This window comes from Stenotrophomonas sp. DDT-1 (assembly GCF_001580555.1).
Taxonomy (GTDB): domain Bacteria; phylum Pseudomonadota; class Gammaproteobacteria; order Xanthomonadales; family Xanthomonadaceae; genus Stenotrophomonas; species Stenotrophomonas sepilia.
This window is the reverse complement of the sequence record NZ_LEKR01000008.1, coordinates 1-15,844: the sequence shown is the minus strand read 5'-3', so window position 1 is coordinate 15,844 and position 15,844 is coordinate 1. Positions and strand designations below refer to the sequence as shown.

The 15,844-nt window shown below is 64.7% G+C and carries 13 protein-coding genes; 6 read left to right on the top strand and 7 right to left on the bottom strand.

Features of this window, described 5'->3' with window-relative positions:
* The first annotated feature begins 39 nt into the window (after positions 1 to 39).
* The 3 genes from AB839_RS05920 to AB839_RS05910 are packed head-to-tail and all read left to right on the top strand — an operon-like array spanning position 40 to position 2,040.
* Positions 40 to 663: a sigma-70 family RNA polymerase sigma factor gene (locus tag AB839_RS05920; protein WP_061478663.1), complete on the top strand. Its 624-nt coding sequence runs from the start codon at positions 40 to 42 to the stop codon at positions 661 to 663.
* A complete protein-coding gene (locus tag AB839_RS05915; RefSeq protein ID WP_061478662.1) occupies positions 660 to 1,334 on the top strand; it encodes a ChrR family anti-sigma-E factor in 675 nt (224 codons plus the stop codon). Before AB839_RS05920 ends, AB839_RS05915 begins: the two co-directional genes overlap by 4 nt.
* A 13-nt stretch (positions 1,335 to 1,347) precedes the next feature.
* Entirely contained in the window at positions 1,348 to 2,040 is a 693-nt protein-coding gene (locus AB839_RS05910) for an NAD-dependent epimerase/dehydratase family protein (protein WP_061478732.1), read from the top strand.
* 2 nt (positions 2,041 to 2,042) lie between these two features.
* Here the strand turns inward: AB839_RS05910 and AB839_RS05905 are convergent, their stop codons facing one another.
* The 4 genes from AB839_RS05905 to AB839_RS21010 form a co-directional block, all read right to left on the bottom strand.
* Positions 2,043 to 4,442 carry a hybrid sensor histidine kinase/response regulator gene (locus tag AB839_RS05905; RefSeq protein WP_061478661.1) on the bottom strand — a complete coding sequence of 800 codons (2,400 nt, stop codon included), beginning with the start codon at positions 4,440 to 4,442 and terminating at the stop codon, positions 2,043 to 2,045.
* A complete protein-coding gene (locus tag AB839_RS05900; RefSeq protein ID WP_049414761.1) occupies positions 4,435 to 4,902 on the bottom strand; it encodes a response regulator in 468 nt (155 codons plus the stop codon). The genes AB839_RS05905 and AB839_RS05900 overlap by 8 nt, the downstream gene beginning before the upstream one ends.
* Positions 4,899 to 7,139: an ATP-binding protein gene (locus AB839_RS05895; RefSeq protein ID WP_061478660.1), complete on the bottom strand. Its 2,241-nt coding sequence runs from the start codon at positions 7,137 to 7,139 to the stop codon at positions 4,899 to 4,901. Before AB839_RS05895 ends, AB839_RS05900 begins: the two co-directional genes overlap by 4 nt.
* Positions 7,140 to 7,254: 115 nt before the next feature.
* Entirely contained in the window at positions 7,255 to 7,842 is a 588-nt protein-coding gene (locus tag AB839_RS21010) for a biliverdin-producing heme oxygenase (RefSeq protein ID WP_197467670.1), read from the bottom strand.
* A 127-nt stretch (positions 7,843 to 7,969) separates the two neighbouring features.
* On the opposite strand from AB839_RS21010, the gene AB839_RS05885 reads away from it, so the two are divergent.
* A complete protein-coding gene (locus tag AB839_RS05885) occupies positions 7,970 to 8,263 on the top strand; it encodes a hypothetical protein (protein ID WP_061478658.1) in 294 nt (97 codons plus the stop codon).
* Between the two features lie 10 nt (positions 8,264 to 8,273).
* On the opposite strand, the gene AB839_RS05880 is transcribed toward AB839_RS05885, so the two are convergent.
* Together AB839_RS05880 and AB839_RS05875 are read right to left on the bottom strand one after the other, a co-directional pair.
* The gene (locus AB839_RS05880; RefSeq protein ID WP_061478657.1) at positions 8,274 to 8,759 is read right to left on the bottom strand and encodes a TspO/MBR family protein; all 486 of its coding nucleotides are present in this window, start codon (positions 8,757 to 8,759) and stop codon (positions 8,274 to 8,276) included.
* Between the two features lie 73 nt (positions 8,760 to 8,832).
* Entirely contained in the window at positions 8,833 to 11,028 is a 2,196-nt protein-coding gene (locus tag AB839_RS05875) for a hypothetical protein (protein ID WP_061478656.1), read from the bottom strand.
* Positions 11,029 to 11,161: 133 nt separating this feature from the next.
* On the opposite strand from AB839_RS05875, the gene AB839_RS05870 reads away from it, so the two are divergent.
* A complete protein-coding gene (locus tag AB839_RS05870) occupies positions 11,162 to 11,641 on the top strand; it encodes a GNAT family N-acetyltransferase (RefSeq protein WP_061478655.1) in 480 nt (159 codons plus the stop codon).
* A 523-nt stretch (positions 11,642 to 12,164) separates the two neighbouring features.
* Here AB839_RS05870 and AB839_RS05865 read toward each other — a convergent pair.
* On the bottom strand, positions 12,165 to 14,441 hold the full coding sequence (locus AB839_RS05865) for an FdhF/YdeP family oxidoreductase (RefSeq protein ID WP_061478654.1): 2,277 nt from the start codon (positions 14,439 to 14,441) through the stop codon (positions 12,165 to 12,167).
* 403 nt (positions 14,442 to 14,844) lie between these two features.
* Between AB839_RS05865 and AB839_RS05860 the strand changes: the two genes are divergently transcribed.
* A partial coding sequence (locus AB839_RS05860; protein ID WP_156476620.1) for a Clp protease N-terminal domain-containing protein occupies positions 14,845 to 15,844 on the top strand: 1,000 nt, incomplete at its 3' end.

The following is a 15,844-nucleotide window of genomic DNA, read 5'->3' as shown; positions in this document are numbered from 1 at the left end:
TAGAGAGGACAGACCTTCACCTGCCCGCCGCTCACGCAGATGTACCCTGACGCTGCCAGCACCCTCCTCAACTTCGATACCGCACGCACCGTGTCCAGTTCCCAGCAGCCCAGCAGCGAGCCGACGAACTGGGCCGATGACATGGACAGTGTGGCGCGGCTGCGCGACCGCGGCTGTTTCATGCGGATCTATGACTACTTCATGCCGCGGCTGTGCGTGTATCTGCGTGGCCTGGGGGCACCCGACGCCGTGGCCGAGGAAATGGCGCAGGAGTGCCTGCTGCGCCTGTGGTTGCGGGCGGCCGAGTATGATGCGGCCCAAGGCGCGCTGAGTACCTGGCTGTACCGGATCGCGCGCAACCTGCATATCGACCGCATCCGTCGAGAGCGCAGTTGGATGCAGGTGCAGGCAGCGGTGGAAGACGCCGCGGCCGTGGACATGATCGAGCGCAGCAGCGCCGAGCAGTTCGCCGACCAGGCGCGCCTTCGCCAGCGCATCAACGAGCTGCCCGCCGTGCAGGCGAGGCTGGTGCGGATGTCCTATTTCGAGGCGAAGAGCCACAGCGAGATTGCCCAGGCGCTGGGCATGCCGCTGGGAACGGTAAAGTCACACCTGCGACGTGCGTTCCTGCAACTGCAGGCCAAAGTGGGAGGTGCGCTGTGAATCCGCATCACCACCTGCACGAATCCACGCTGATGAGCTATGCCGCCGGCGCGCTGCCGGCGCCGTTGAGCATCGTGGCCGGTGCCCACCTTGAGCAGTGCCCCCACTGCCGCCAGCGCCTGCGCGATGCCGAGGCGATCGGCTCGGTTCTGCTGGAGCAGACCCAACCGCCCGCGGCCGATACGCGTCGCGAGCAGTTGCGCGAGGCCATGCTGATGCAGCTGGCCTCGGACGCGCCGAGCGCCATCACCGGAACCAGGCGCCCGGTGCCGAGGGAGCGGCCCGAGGCCGATCCGGACCATCTGCCCGCCTCGTTGCATCCTTACTTCGGCGCTTCGCTCAGTGCCCTGCGCTGGCGCTGGATGGCGCCCGGCGTGCACTGCATCAGGGCTGAGCAGATGCCCTCGCTGATCATGCTGAAGATTGCCCCGGGCAAGTGCCTGCCGATGCACAGCCATGGCCGCAGCGAACTGACCCAGATCCTTCGAGGCTCGTACAACGACGCGCTGGGGCTGTTCGCGCCGGGCGACGTGGCGGACCTGGACGAGGAGGTGGAGCATCAACCGGTAACTGCACCCGGTGTTCCCTGCATCTGCGTGTCAGCGCTGGACGCGCCGTTGGTGTTCAGTGGCTGGTTGGCGCGGAAGATCCAGCGTTTCGTGAGACTCTAGCGTGGGTGCGACCATGACCGGGAAAGGTGCGTTGAGGATTCTGTTGACCGGTGCTGCGGGCCTGGTGGGGCAGGGTGTTGCGCTGGCCTGCCAGCGCTCGCCGCAGGTGGCCCACCTGACTGCCCTGGTCCGCAGGCCGGGCAGCCTGAACGGGCCTGGCAGCGAACTGATCGTCCCCGATTTTCTGCAAATGCAAGGCCGGCATGAGCAACTGGCAGGCTTCGACGCATGCTTCTACTGTGCCGGTGCGCCACCGGTCGGCACGGCAGAGGCCGAGTATCGACGCGTGACCCTGGACATCACGCTGGCGGTTGCACGCGCCTGGGCGGCGGCGAATCCCGAGGGGCGCTTTCTGTATGTATCCGGTGCGGGAGCGGATCCGCAGAGCCGGGTAATGCCGCTGAGGGTCAAGGGCGAGACCGAAGTGGCATTGCAGGCCCTGCCGGTGCGCACGGTGATGCTGCGTCCCGGAGGCGTTCGTCCGGTCCCGGGTACCGGCACCCGTCATGCACTGCTGAAGCCGCTGTACTGGGGCGGTGCGCCATTGATGAAACTGGCCGGCGCGGTTGCGCCTTCGCTGGTGACGAGCAATCTGGCACTGGGCCAGGCGATGGTTGCCTTGGCCGCCAGGGAGCATCCGCCGGGCACAGTGGAATGCGCGGACATCAATCGGATCGCCGCTGGCGCGCGCGATCCGGCGTCCTGATCTCAGTGTGGCATCGCCTCCAGCGCGGTGCGCACCGCAGTCGCCAGGTCACTGCGGGTAAACGGCTTCGGCAGCAGCGCAACGGCCCGGCCCTGGCTGCCCACCTGGTCGTGGTCGCGCGGATAGCCCGACGTGAACAGGACGGCAACTTCCGGCCAGCGCTCACGGACTTCACGCACCAGCTCCCAGCCCGACATGCCGGGCATCACCACGTCAGAGAACAGCAGGTCCACCTTGGTATCAGGGCGTTCCAGCAGCCGCAGCGCGGAGGGGCCGTCGTGGGCTTCCAATACCCGGTAGCCCAGCAGCCGCAGTGCATCCACCGTGTAGGCGCGGACATCGTCGTTGTCCTCAGTCACCAGGATGGTTTCCTCGCGCGGCGAGTAGCTCGCCAGGCCGGTCTGCGGGGTGCGCGCTTCGGAGGGCAGGGCCAGCGGTGAGCGCGGGAACATCATGGTGATGCTGGTGCCGCCGCCTTCCACCGAATCGATCAGCACGTGGCCCCCGGACTGCTTGACGAAGCCATGCACCATCGATAGGCCCAGGCCGGTGCCACGGCCAACCTGCTTGGTAGTGAAGAAGGGTTCGAAGACCCGGGCAAGCGTCGCCGCGTCCATGCCGTGGCCGTTGTCACGCACCCGCAGCATCACGTACTCGCCCGGCGTTGCGTCCGGGAACAGTGCGGCGTAGTCGTGGTCGAGGTGGCTGTTGTCGACCTCGATCACCAGCCTGCCGCCGTGCGGCATCGCATCGCGGGCATTCACCGCCAGGTTCAGTACAGAGGCCTCCAGCTGGCTGACGTCGATCTCGACGCACCAGATGTCCTCGGCGCTGCGGATCTCCAACTGCACCAGCTCACCCAGCGCACGCTGCAGCATGTCGTGCATGTCCAGCAGGCGCTCGTTGAGGTTGGCGGCCTGGCTGCGCAGCGGCTGGCGGCGGGCAAACGCCAGCAGGCGCTGGGTCAGGCTGGCGGCACGGCCGACACCCTTCAGTGCATTGTCCAGCGCACGGCTCACCATCGCTCCGGGTTCGCCCGCGCGCTCGCTGAGCAGCATGGCGTGCTCGACGTTGCCTGAGATGACCGTCAGGATGTTGTTGAAATCATGTGCGATGCCGCCGGTGAGCTGGCCGACCGCCTCGATTTTCTGCGACTGGCGCAGGGCATGCTCAGCGTGCACGCGCGCGGTGGTTTCCACGGCCTCGGAGACCACAGCGGTGACCACGCCCTCCGTATCGAGTAGTGGACGGAACGAGAAATCAAAGCTGCGCCGCCCGGTCGGGAGTTCCAGTTCCAGCGCATGCAGTGAACTGCGGCCCTGTACCGCTGCGGCCACGGCCCGATCGATCAGCGCTGCCATGCCCTCGGTGGTGCCGAACCAGACCGATTCGGCGAAGCGTTGGCCAACGACGTCCTTCTTGTCTGCCAGCACCGCGGCCAGTGACGCGTCATTGGCATCGACCACGCGTCCGGACAGATCCAGCAGCACCTGGTGCTGGAAACTGGATTCGAAGATCGCCTGCAGGCGCCGCTTGCTGGCGCGCAACTCGGCCGTGCGTGCCTGTACCTGCTGCTCGAGCAGCTGGTTGTCTTCGCGCAGGGCCAGCTCGGCCTGTTTCAGCAGCGAGACGTCGCTGCCCAGGCAGATATACCCGGCCACACTGCCATCGGCGGCATGCTCAGGCACGCAGTCCATCTGTACGAATCGTGATTCGCCGCTGCGATGGATCAGTTCGACCTGGAAGCGGGTGCGCTCGCCCTGCAGTACCCGTTCCAGGCTGGGCAGGGCGTGCTCGAAGGCGGAAATGCCGCTGACATCCCGAGCCGGCCGACCCAGCAGTTCTGCAAGGCTGAATCCATGCCAGTCCAGGAACGCCTTGTTGGCAAACCGGTAGCGATGGTCCTTGTCCAACTGGGCGATCAGCGCCGGGACGGCATCGGTCACCATCTGCAGCTGGGCCTGGCTTTCGTTCAGCGCGGCCTGCGCATTGGCCAGCTGGGTACGCTCGTGCGCCTCTTGGCGGGCGCGTCGGATCGCATCGGGCAAGCGTTGCAGGCGTTGCTTCACCACGTAGTCGCGGGCACCGCGCGTGAGTGCCTGTACTGCCAGTTCCTCGGTCAGGGTGCCGGAAACAAAGATGAAAGGCGTCTGCGGCACGCGCTCGCGCGCCAGGGCAAGTGCTGCGTCACCATCGAAGCCTGGCAGGACATGATCGGCGAGGATCACGTCGAACGGGCGGTTTTCGATGGCCTCGATGAACGCGTTGCGGGTCCACAGGCGCTCGGCCTCGAAATCGAGGCCGGCACGCTGCAGCTGGGCGCTGATCAGCTCCGCATCAAGCGCGCTGTCCTCCAGCATGAGGATGCGCAGGCGCTCGCTGCGGCGCGATCCATCACGCATTGCGCTGCCCCGAACCGTTGGGCCGATGCGGTGGCGGCTGGTTGGTGATGCCCCAGAACATGCCCAGGCCCTGGATGGCGTCAAAGAATTCCTTGAAGTCGACCGGCTTGACCACGAACGCGTTGACGCCCAGTTCGTAACTGCGTACCAGGTCCTGCTCTTCGCGCGAGGAGGTCAGCATCACCACCGGCGTGCTGCTCAGATTCGCATCGCCGCGTACCTGTTCCAGTACTTCAAGGCCATTGACCTTGGGCAGCTTGAGGTCCAGCAGCACCACCACCGGACCGCCGTGCATGGCGCCGGCAAACTTGCCTTCGCAGCGCAGGTAGTCCAGCGCTTCGGCGCCGTCGCGTACATGGATGACATCGTTGAGCAGCTGGCAGCGCGCAAGCGCGGCCATCGTCAGCTCTGCATCCTTGGGGCTGTCCTCCACCAGGAGGATCGGCCGCAGGTCCCTCATGGGTGTTCTCCTGTGGAGCGGGGTAGGGTGAAGTGAATGGTGGCGCCCTTGCCGGGCTCGCCCTCGGCCCAGGTACGGCCGCCATGGCGGCCGATGATGCGGCGTACGTTGGCCAGACCGATGCCGGTGCCTTCGAATTCTTCCACGTGGTGCAGGCGCTGGAACACACCGAACAGCTTGTCGACGTAACGCATGTCGAAGCCGCAGCCGTTGTCGCGCACGAAGAAGTGATCTTCGTCGTCGCTGCGGTCGTGCCCAATCTCGATCATCGCGTGCTCGCGCTCGCGGGTGAACTTGATCGCGTTGGCCAGCAGGTTCTGCCAGACCAGACGAAGCATCGTCGGGTCGGCTTCCACCTCCGGCAGCGGCGCGAGCGTCCACTGCACGTCGCGGCCGTCGTAATCCAGCGCCAGGCTCCGGCGCACGTCCTCGGCCAGCGCAGCCATGTCCAGACGCACCCGCCCCAGCGTGGAGCGTCCCATCTGCGAGAAGCTGAGCAGGTCGTCCACCAGTGTGCCGGCGGACTTTGCCGAATCGACGATCGTATCCAGGAAGCGGCGCTCGGTCTCGTTGAGGCGTTCGCCCGCCGAGCTGCCAAGCAGCTCCGAATAGCCCACGATGTGGCGGAAGGGGGCGCGCAGGTCGTGGCTGACCGAATAGGAAAAGGCCTCCAGTTCCTTGTTGCTGCGCAGGAGCTGCTCGTTCAGCTCCGCCATCTCCTCGGCCTTGCGCAGCACGATATCGACGATGGCTGTGCGCATCTCGTGCGCCGCATCGCAATCAGCATCATTCCACGGCAGGCTGCGCTGCCGCACGGTCTCTTTCCAGGCATCGAAGGAGCTCCGCGGGGACAGTGCCACGCCGGGCGCTGCGGTCTTGCGGGGGTCTCCCCCCCAGCGCACGGTTCGCACCACCTCCGGCCGGAACCACATCAGGTAGCTGTCATGCAGCTGCGAAATGGACACTGCCAGCAGGCCGCTGGCTACATCGGCCAGGTGTGCGGCAGGCGACCAGTGGGCGGCAAGGTGGTCGGTGCAGTAGGTTTCCTGCCCGGCCTGCCGGGTAGCCAGCCAATCGGCCAGGGCCAGCACGTCGCTGGCCGGTGGGCACTCACCCACGCGCATGCAGTCGCCCTTGTGTACGATGGCCGCACCGGCCGCGCCGGTCAGCGACAGCAGGCTGGCCTCGTCGTGGCGCAGTGCAGCCATGAAGTCCTCATCACCGGCCATGCGTGCCAAGAGCTTGACCAGCACCGAACGCCGGGCCACGCGCTCTTCGATTGCACGGGCGCGCTCCTTCAGCGCGATCTGCAGCGACAGGATCTGGCCCATGAACTCGCAGGCAGTACGCACGTGGTAGGGCAGGCGGCGTGGCTGCACGGTATGGCAGGACATCAGGCCCCACAACCGCCCCTCATGTACAAGTGACACCGACATCGACGCCCCGGTCCCCATGTTGCGCATGTACTGAAGATGCACGGGGGACACGCTGCGCAGCACAGCCAGGCTCAGGTCGGTCGGTGGCGCCTCGCGGTGGTCTTCGGCCCGCATCAGCGGGGCAGGGGTGTAGTTGTTGTCCGCGATCAGGCGCACCCGGTTCCGGCGGTAGAGTTCGCGGGCCTGTGCGGGAATGTCCGACTCCGGGAAGCGCAGGTCGAGGTAGGATGGCAACAGGCCATTGCCATCTTCGGCCACCACGATGCCATTCCAGCCGGCATCGAATTGATAGACCAGGGTGCGGTCAAAGCCGGTGAGCCGCCGCATGTGCGCGGCCGCAAGCCTGCACAGGTCTTCCACCGTCGCTGCCGATTCAATGCCGGTCATCAGCTCGCGGATGGCTGGATACAGTTCTTCCAGCGAGCCGGGCTGGCCGGGAACCGGTGCTTCCAGCTCAACCAGAAGGTCCGTGGCGGAGCGGTGCACCAGCAGCTGATGGCGGCCGTGCCCATCCAGGTGCACGGCACCGACATGCGCGCTGCTGCCCACCGTCGCCTGTTGCAACGCGCCTTGGAACGGTGCCAGCACGCCGCCCAGCACCTCACTGACGTGCTTCATCAACGGTTCGCCGAACTGTTTCAGCAGCCCGGGGTGGCTGATGGCGCGCTCGCGTACCTGCAGGGACTGCGGTTCAACGACCAGAAGCACACCGTAGGGCTGGATCGCGCCGGGGGTGTGGATCGGTTCGCGCGCGCAACGGGACAAGGCAGTGTCGTGCGCGGATTCGGCAGGAGGCGTCAAGGGCGGGACTCATGATTCGTGGATGGCTGGAACAGCCCAGCACTGCATCCGGTGTGCATGGATGGTGAAGCAAAAGCGTGCCGCCGCATACCACCACGTGAATGTGAAGGGGCTTTCATTCAAACCTGAATTCTTCATCTACGCAGCGACGGATGAACTGGAAGGCGTCTGTCGCGCCCCTGCATGCCTGTGCGCGCTCCTGGCCACTTAAAACGAGCGCATCCAGCTCCTCCCGCTCGCGTCTCCAGTACTCGGCCACACCGAGGTTGGAAGGGCGCAGGTGGCGCGCCCCGTACCCGGCATGAAGCTGCAACGCAGCGGCCATCTTCAACAGCACGGACGCTCCCAGCGTCGAGCCCTCCGCCACGTAGCGCCAGCCCAGAACGGTCGCTTTCGAGAATGCTTGAGGCTGCGGTTGCCAGGCATGGGGTACCGGCATGGAAGCGCCGAGGTCGCGAAGATCCTCCTCGATCAGCGGCAAGCGGGTCGCGCCCGGATCCTGCATCCGGTACAGCGGCGCAACGGCGCTATGGAAGTGCCATTGCACGCGCAGGAAGCAGAGGTAACGCTGGCGCGACGCGAAGATGTGTTGCTGCAACAGGTGCTGGTCGAGGCGATCGTGGGCCGTTCGGGTGTGCGCTTTCAGGGCGGCGCTTAGGGCAATGGGGTGATCGGGCTGTGCTGGCAATATGGATGTAGGCATCGGCGCGCACCCTAGCAGATTTCGATGCGGAGGCCGGTGCAGGTTTCGCGGCCAGCACATCTGCGCTGCACGCCGGCTAGACAGCGACTGCCCTACGGTGACTGCACTTCCAACAGATGCCACGCCCGTGAACCTGCAGACCGCATCCGCGCCCGAGTACCGCATGCTCCCTGACAGCTGCCAATTTGAACTGCTGGATGTGGATGCACTACAGGATCCCGCCAGCGGCCGGCTGCTGCACCTGTACTCGCTGGTAGCGCGTTGCCTTTCCTGCGAGACGATCTTCAAGGCAGAAGAAGGGCAGGGCCTGGTCAGCCATACCGCGGCGCGGGTAGTGCGGTGCCCCACCGGTTGCGGGCAGCAGGCGTTCAAGCCGGCCCTGCTGCGAACCTGGCGCCCGCAGGCCGTGGCCCAGGCGTGAGCAGCAGAGATCACAGCAGCCCGGGATTGGCCCGCCAGACGGCGAAGTTGAGCGCCGAGGCGAACGAAATCCAGGCAAGGTAAGGAAGCAGCAGCACCGCCGCAAGCCGGCGGATGCGCGCGAACATGACGATCGTCGCGCACACCAACACGATCAATACAAGAATGTCGGCGAAGGCAAGCGCGCCCAGCTTCCAGCCGAAGAACAGCCAGCTCCATAGCGCGTTGACGGCCAGCTGCACCAGATAGAGCAGCACCGCGGGCCGTGCGCCGCGCCAACCGCGTTCGCGCCAGACCAGCCACGCGGCAACCGCCATCATGGCGTAGAGCAGTGTCCACACCGGGCCAAAGACGCTGGCCGGTGGTGCCCATGCGGGGAGGGCAAGGCTGGCGTAGAAGCTTGCCGCGGACGTGGACGCCCACGCCCCCAGGGTTGCCGCAACGAAGGTGATCGCCACCCATCCCAGAAGTCCGGAAACCTGTGAACTCCGCTTCATACCGTGCAGCTCCTTGATACGTATGCGGCCTGTCTACGCACAGGGGCAGCGAATGGATGCAGGCTGTCGGCCTTCAATCTGAAGAGCCGACGGCACCGGCTCCCTGGCTCGCTGGCAACAGGGAAGGTCGCTGGTCAAACCACTCGCGTGCCCTGGCCAGGTGCCATTGGCGCTGGTCACCGTCCAGCTCGATGCCCGCACCCAGCAGCCCCCAGCGCAGGTAGAGATCACCGCGCTTGCGCTGGTCGAGCAGATCCAGCCGCGCGCGTACCGAAAGCCGATCGTTCTCGGCCTGCAATCCATCGATGATCAGATGGCCCGGGCGCCAGCGCAGCGTCGCCCGTGCCTGCACCTGGCCGGAATCCAACAGCGACAGGGTCCAGCGCGGGTAGTCGGTACGCTCTGCGAACAGTGCAAGCAACGGGCGGGCATCGCTGAGATCCAGATCCGTGGTGGCATCGACCTGGAAGGGCGACTGCGCGTCGATGCGGCCACGCTTGAAGGCCACGCGGCCTTTCCATGCGCTTGTTTGCTCTGTATCCGCCACCTGCACATTGCGCAGCTCGACGGTGGTGCCGGACAGATCGAAATGACGCTGATTGAAGTCACCGCGGCGCAGCGTTGCCTTCACGTCGACGTCGCCGCCCATGTCCAGCCCTGCCACCTTGGCGCTGGCATTGCGCCCCAGCAGCCGGGCAGTGCCTTGGCCGACGCGTCCATCGGTGTCGAGCGTGGCATCGCCGCTCAGGCTGCCGGTGCCACGGAGCAGTCGCACCTGCGGCGAGTCCAGGTAGCGGTTGTAGGCGGCCAGGTCGGGAATCGTTGCTTGGCTGAAGCGCAGGTGCGCGCGGACACCCTTGCGCAGCTCCTGCAGGCGACCATCACCGGTCAGGTCCAGGGCCAGATCACGGCCGTCGAACAGGCGCACGTCCTTGGCATCGGTTGGCCGAGCAGTGAATCGTGGCAGCCGGACAGCCAGCTGTGCCTGGCTGGGGCTGCCGGCCTTCAGTTCGCCATGGGCGCTGGCCGTGCCCGCCAGTCGTACGCCGGCGACTTCGGCCACGGCTTCGGCGGCCGGAATGTCCACGGTGCTGCCTTCGATCAGTTCGCCGTTGCGCACGCGCAGGTCCGCCTTCAGCGTGCCGCCGCCGTCCAGCTGCAGCCACGGCTTGCGAACGAACAGGGCAGGGATCCAGTTGAGCGAAGTGAACGTCCATTCGCCGCGCACTGTGCCGGAGCTGCGTTCCAGCAGCTGGGCGGGCTGCTGGAAGGGAATGTTCCGGCCACTGATGTGCAGATCGGCATCCACTTCGCTGCCTGAGCCGGGCTTTGGCGGCAGGCGGGCCTGCAGGCGCAGGTCGTTGGACACATTGAACTGCAGCGCCAGCACGCCGCGATCGGGGGCGCCGTCACCCAGGTAGAGTGGCACCTGCCAGATTGCGCGGTCCCCGGGCTGCAGCTGGCCGTCGATCAGGTGCAGCGCCAGCTGCAGGCGTCCGGGCACGGGCGCGCTGGAGATCTTCGGCGTTGTGGCATCCGTGTCCATGCGCAGGCCCTGGCTGCGGGCGTCGACCTCGAGCTGGGCATGCAGCAACTTCAACTTGGCCAGACCGGGCGCCTGGTCCCGATAGTGGCGCGGATAGCTGAAGCGCGCGGTGAGATCCATGTCGCCCAACAGCTGCACGCCGTCAAAACTGGTGTCCGCATCGCTGAACGCCACCTCGGATTCGAAGAGCTCCGACGGCCCGCCGCGCAGCTGCTTGAGGAAGCCCACCGTACCCCGGCCCTTGCCAATGATCAGCAACTTGCCAAAGCGTGCGCTGCGGATGCTGTCGCTGTGGATGGCATCGAAACGGAGCGTCCAGCCGCGGTCGCTGCGCGGCGGTGGCGGGATGGCTTCTTCGACGCGGCTGATTTCGGCGGAAACCCCCGTCGCCTGCAAGCGCGGAACCCGTACCTCGCGCTGGAACAGGGGCAGCACCGCCAACCGGGCGCTGGCGCGCTCGGCATGCAGCACGTAGACCGTGTGGTTCACGTGGCCGCGCATGTGCACGTTCCAGGCGATGACATGGCCGGGCAGCAGCGTGATGGCCGGGCCGGTGGTCATCACGAACTTGTGCGGCTTGCGGTTGGTGACCTGGTCGAACAGCGGGGAATTGAGGAAGATGTTGCCGGCCAGCAGGTACAGCAGGTAGATGCCCAGCAGGACGTAGGCGGGAACGCGCCACCGTCGAAGCCGGTGCGGGATGTGCACGGAAACAGGAGACATCTACTGCTCTGAGGGCCGGAATTTCCACAACTATTGCGGAGCCGATGGCGGTGGCGCGTGAAGCAGCCATGGGGCACGGGCTGGATTCTGGTAGTGTCCGGCCTGGTCATCACCACAGATCTGCAGGAGACGCATGGAGATCCGGCCCGCCCGTGCAGGCGATTTCGACGCGATGTGGGGCATGTTCAAGGCGGCCATTGCGGCGCAGGATGCGCTGCCCTTTGCCGGCTCTTTTGGAGTCGAAACGTTTCGCGCGCACTGGTTCCAGGCCCAGGCACCTCATGTAGCTATGCTGGAGGGCCGGGTTGTGGGCATGTACAAGATGGGCCCGAACTTCCCTGATCTGGGGGCGCATGTGGCCAGCGCCACGTATGTGGTGGATGCGCCGGCACAAGGGCAAGGCGTGGGCCGGGCGCTGGTGGAGCACAGCCTGGAGCGGGCGAGTGCGGAAGGATTCCTGGCCATGCAGTTCAATTACGTGGTCAGTACCAATGGCCCGGCGGTGGCGCTGTACCGGAAGCTGGGGTTCGAGGTGGTGGGAACGCTACCGAAGGCGTTCCGGCATGGGACGCTGGGCCTGGTGGATGTCTACGTGATGCACCGGTTTCTGTAGAGGGCTTCAGGGACGGGCTGGCGAGCTGCTGTCCTTTCCTTGCTTGTGCGGGTCTTGGCGGCCTGCGCGACGCAGCCGAGTGGCGCGCCGCGCCAAGTGGCGCCCTTCGGGCACACTGCACTCAGCTCCATGGCTATCGGAGGATGGATCTACCTGCGCGCCGATCTCTTCCTTCCGGCCGCTCGATCAACGACGGGCAAGCGGGGAGTCAACCGTTGCGGCGCCGTATAGCACATGCTAGCGATCGAACACTATGCGCTCCCACTCAGACGGATATCGTCTTCAGAGCACGGCGAGGAGGGCGATCGGCGTGCTGCAGCTGAAGCGAGCCGTCGTGCGTGCAGTAATCCTATCGGCACCCTGTCACAGGGGGGAGGCAAGACTCGCTGCTGTCGACCCTGGGTAGGCGTCATCCCAGGCCGGGAACCACGCAGCTGAGGCGTGCAACGGAGACGGCCCATACTTCTACTCTTGGCCGAATCCGGAGCACACCATCGGATGCCTGGGTGAGGGGTAGCTCCCTCTACGCCAAAGTGATATGAACCGGTACAGACTTGTAAGAGGGGGTGCCGCTTACCGGATCAATGTAGTTCAAAGGAATGAGGCAATTTCCCTCGGGATAGTACGTTGCCACGGAGCCGCGGGAGATCTTGTAACCAATGGCAATGACGTTCTCCAGGACCCGGCCTTGCTCATTGTCGAGCGCAGTGGTTATGCGAATCTGATCGCCTTGCTGGATGCCGCGCTCGCTCATGTCTTCTTCATTCATAAAAACAACGTCGCGCCTGCCAAACACGCCACGGTAGCGGTCATCGAGGCTGTAGATCGTGGTGTTGTATTGGTCATGGCTCCGCAGGGTGGCGAGCTTTAGAACTGCAGAGTCGATTGGTGTCGGATCTTCGGCCAACCCTTGGAACCGGATGAACTCTGCCTTTCCCGAGGCGGTTGGCCACACCCGCTCAGTGGGAGGGAGAGGAAGGCGGAATCCACCAGGGATGCGAATTCTGGCGTTGTAATCCGAGAACTCGGGGAAGACGGCTTCAATTGCGTCGCGTATCACGTCGTAGTCTGCGACCATGTCCGACCAGCGCACCGTGCTGGACGGCAGGGTCGCGCTGGCAATCCCTGCAACGATTGCGGGTTCCGATCGCAATAGATCGGAGGCGGGTTTCAGCTTTCCGCGCGATGCGTGCACCATGGACATGGAGTCTTCGACCGTCACGGCTTGGGGGCCCGTCGCCTGCAGATCCTGCTCGGTTCTGCCCAGGCACGGCAGGATGAATGTGTTCTTTCCGACCAGCAAATGGCTTCGATTCAATTTGGTCGCAATATGCACGGACAGCTCCAACCCTCGCATGCCTGCAAAGCAAGCGTCTGAGTCCGGCAGGGCAACCGCGAGGTTGCCACCGAGGCATATGAGCGCCCGTGAGCGGCCGTCAATGATGGCCTGCATGGCAGCAACTGCGTCGTGACCGTGGTGGCTTGGGGCACGGAAACCGAATCGCTTCTCGATCCTGTCGATCATGTCTGCGCTGGGCTTTTCGGTGATCCCGACGCTGCGATCCCCTTGGACGTTTGAATGCCCCCGTAATGGGCATATGCCCGCGCCAGGCTTCCCAAAATTCCCCCTCAACAGAAGGAGATTCGCAATCTGCTGGACGTTCTCGGTTCCCGTGCTGTGCTGGGTCACACCCATCCCATAGGTAACGATGGTTGCGTTGGATTTGGCGTAGGCTGCCGCGACCTTGCGCAAGTCGTCTTCGGATAGGCCGGACTGGGTCACGATATCGCCCCACACAGTAGAGCGCAGATCGTCAGCAAAGGCTTCAAAGCCGTGCGTGTGCCCACGTATGAACTCGCGATCGAGGATGTTGGCGGCCTCCCCGTGGATGGCATCCATCTCAAGGAGGGCCTTCATGATGCCCTTCAGCGCCGCGGCATCACCTCCGACACGTGGCTGCAAATAGGTTGAAGCGATCTCGGTTGCACCGAAGGTCGCCATCTCCAATGCGTCCTGCGGATCGGCAAAGCGCTCAAGTGCTCGCTCGCGCAATGGATTGAATACGATGATGGGTGCGCCACGCCTGGATACTTCGTGCAGGGTACCCATCATGCGGGGATGGTTCGTGCCGGGATTGTGTCCCATGGCGATGATCAGTTCGCAGGAATCAAAATCGTCCAACGAAACGGTTCCTTTCCCGATCCCGATCGACTGAGGGAGCCCGACGCTGGTCGCCTCATGGCACATGTTGGAGCAGTCCGGAAAATTGTTGGTCCCGTACTCACGGGCAAAGATCTGGTACAGGAAGGCCGCTTCATTGGAAGCGCGGCCAGATGTGTAGAACTCAACCATGTTCGGATCTGCCTGCGACCGCAGTATCTCGCCGATTCGACTGAGTGCCTGGTCCCAATCAACTGCCTCAAAGATGTCCTTTTCCGGGTTGTAGGCCATGGGATTGGTTAGGCGGCCCTGATCTTCCAGTTGATAGTCCGTCCATTCCAACAGTGATGTAACAGTGTTGGCGGCGAAGAATTCCGGGGTCACCCGCTTCTTCGTGGCCTCCCAGGTCACGGCCTTTGCACCGTTCTCGCAGAACTGGAAGGTCGATGTGTGCTTACGATCTGGCCATGCACACCCTGGGCAATCAAAGCCTTCTGGCTTGTTTGTCCGGAACAGCGTGATGGCTGCCTCAGGTGCCACCATCTGTTCACTGATTGCCTTTGCAGTTGCACGCAGTGCCCCCCAACCACCAGCCGGCGCGTCGTACTTACGAATGCCGGGAATGTCCTTCTCTGCCATAGCACCACCTCATGTGTCAGTACACTCATGTGTCAGTACATCGATAGATGGGATATCGATAGATGGGATAACGAGCGAGAACAAGAGCGGGAGGGTCCCGGAACGCTTGGCGCGGGGTACTTCAGGAGCCATCTGGCCCCTCCGTAGCAGGAGACTGGGCGCCACAATGTTGTTTCCATGTGACGATCCTGGATTGGACAGATTGTCCGTCTGCACAGACATTTTGGCCGTTGTTTGAGCGTTGGTCGTCGGGCTACGCTGTTCGCGAATTCGATACGGTTCTGGCTGGATAGCCACCATTGGGAAGCCTTGATTAGCCCTTGAAGTTCCCTGATGGGCTGTCGCATATCCCTTAGGCGCTACCCTCCTTGCACCTTCATTTATCAACGATCGGGGTCGTCGAATGCGGATGGACAAGCTCACCTCGCGTTTCCAGCAGGCGCTGGCAGACGCACAGTCGCTGGCCGTGGGCCGCGACAACAGCATCATCGAACCGGTCCACCTGTTCAGCGCGCTGCTGGACCAGCAGGGCGGCAGCACGCGCCCGCTGCTGGCCCAGGCCGGGGTGAACGTACCGGTCCTGCGCGAGCGCCTGACCGAGGCGCTGGACGCACTGCCCAAGGTGTCCGGTCAGGCCGGCAACGTCTCGATGGGCAATGACCTGGGGCGCCTGCTGAACCAGACCGACAAGCTGGCCCAGCAGCACGGTGATGCCTTCATCGCCAGCGAGTGGTTCGTGCTGGCGGCGCTGGAGGATGGTGGCACGCTGGGCATGGCGCTGCGCGCCGCCGGTGCCGACAAGACCCGCCTGCAGGCGGCCATCGACAAGCTGCGCGGCGGCGAGAACGTGCAGTCGGAGAACGCCGAGGAGCAGCGGCAGGCGCTGGAGAAGTACACCATCGACCTGACCGCGCGCGCCGAGAGCGGCAAGCTCGACCCGGTGATCGGCCGTGACGAGGAAATCCGCCGCACCATCCAGGTGCTGCAGCGCCGGACCAAGAACAACCCGGTGCTCATCGGCGAGCCCGGCGTGGGCAAGACCGCGATCGTGGAAGGGCTGGCCCAGCGCATCATCAATGACGAAGTGCCCGAAGGCCTGCGCGGCAAGCGTGTGCTGTCGCTGGACATGGGCGCGCTGATCGCCGGCGCCAAGTTCCGCGGTGAATTCGAGGAGCGCCTGAAGGGCGTACTCAACGACCTGGCCAAGAACGAAGGCCAGATCATCCTGTTCATCGACGAGCTGCACACCATGGTCGGCGCCGGCAAGGCTGATGGCGCGATGGATGCCGGCAACATGCTGAAGCCGGCGCTGGCACGCGGCGAGCTGCACTGCATCGGTGCGACCACGCTGGACGAATACCGCAAGTACATCGAGAAGGACGCTGCGCTGGAGCGCCGCTTCC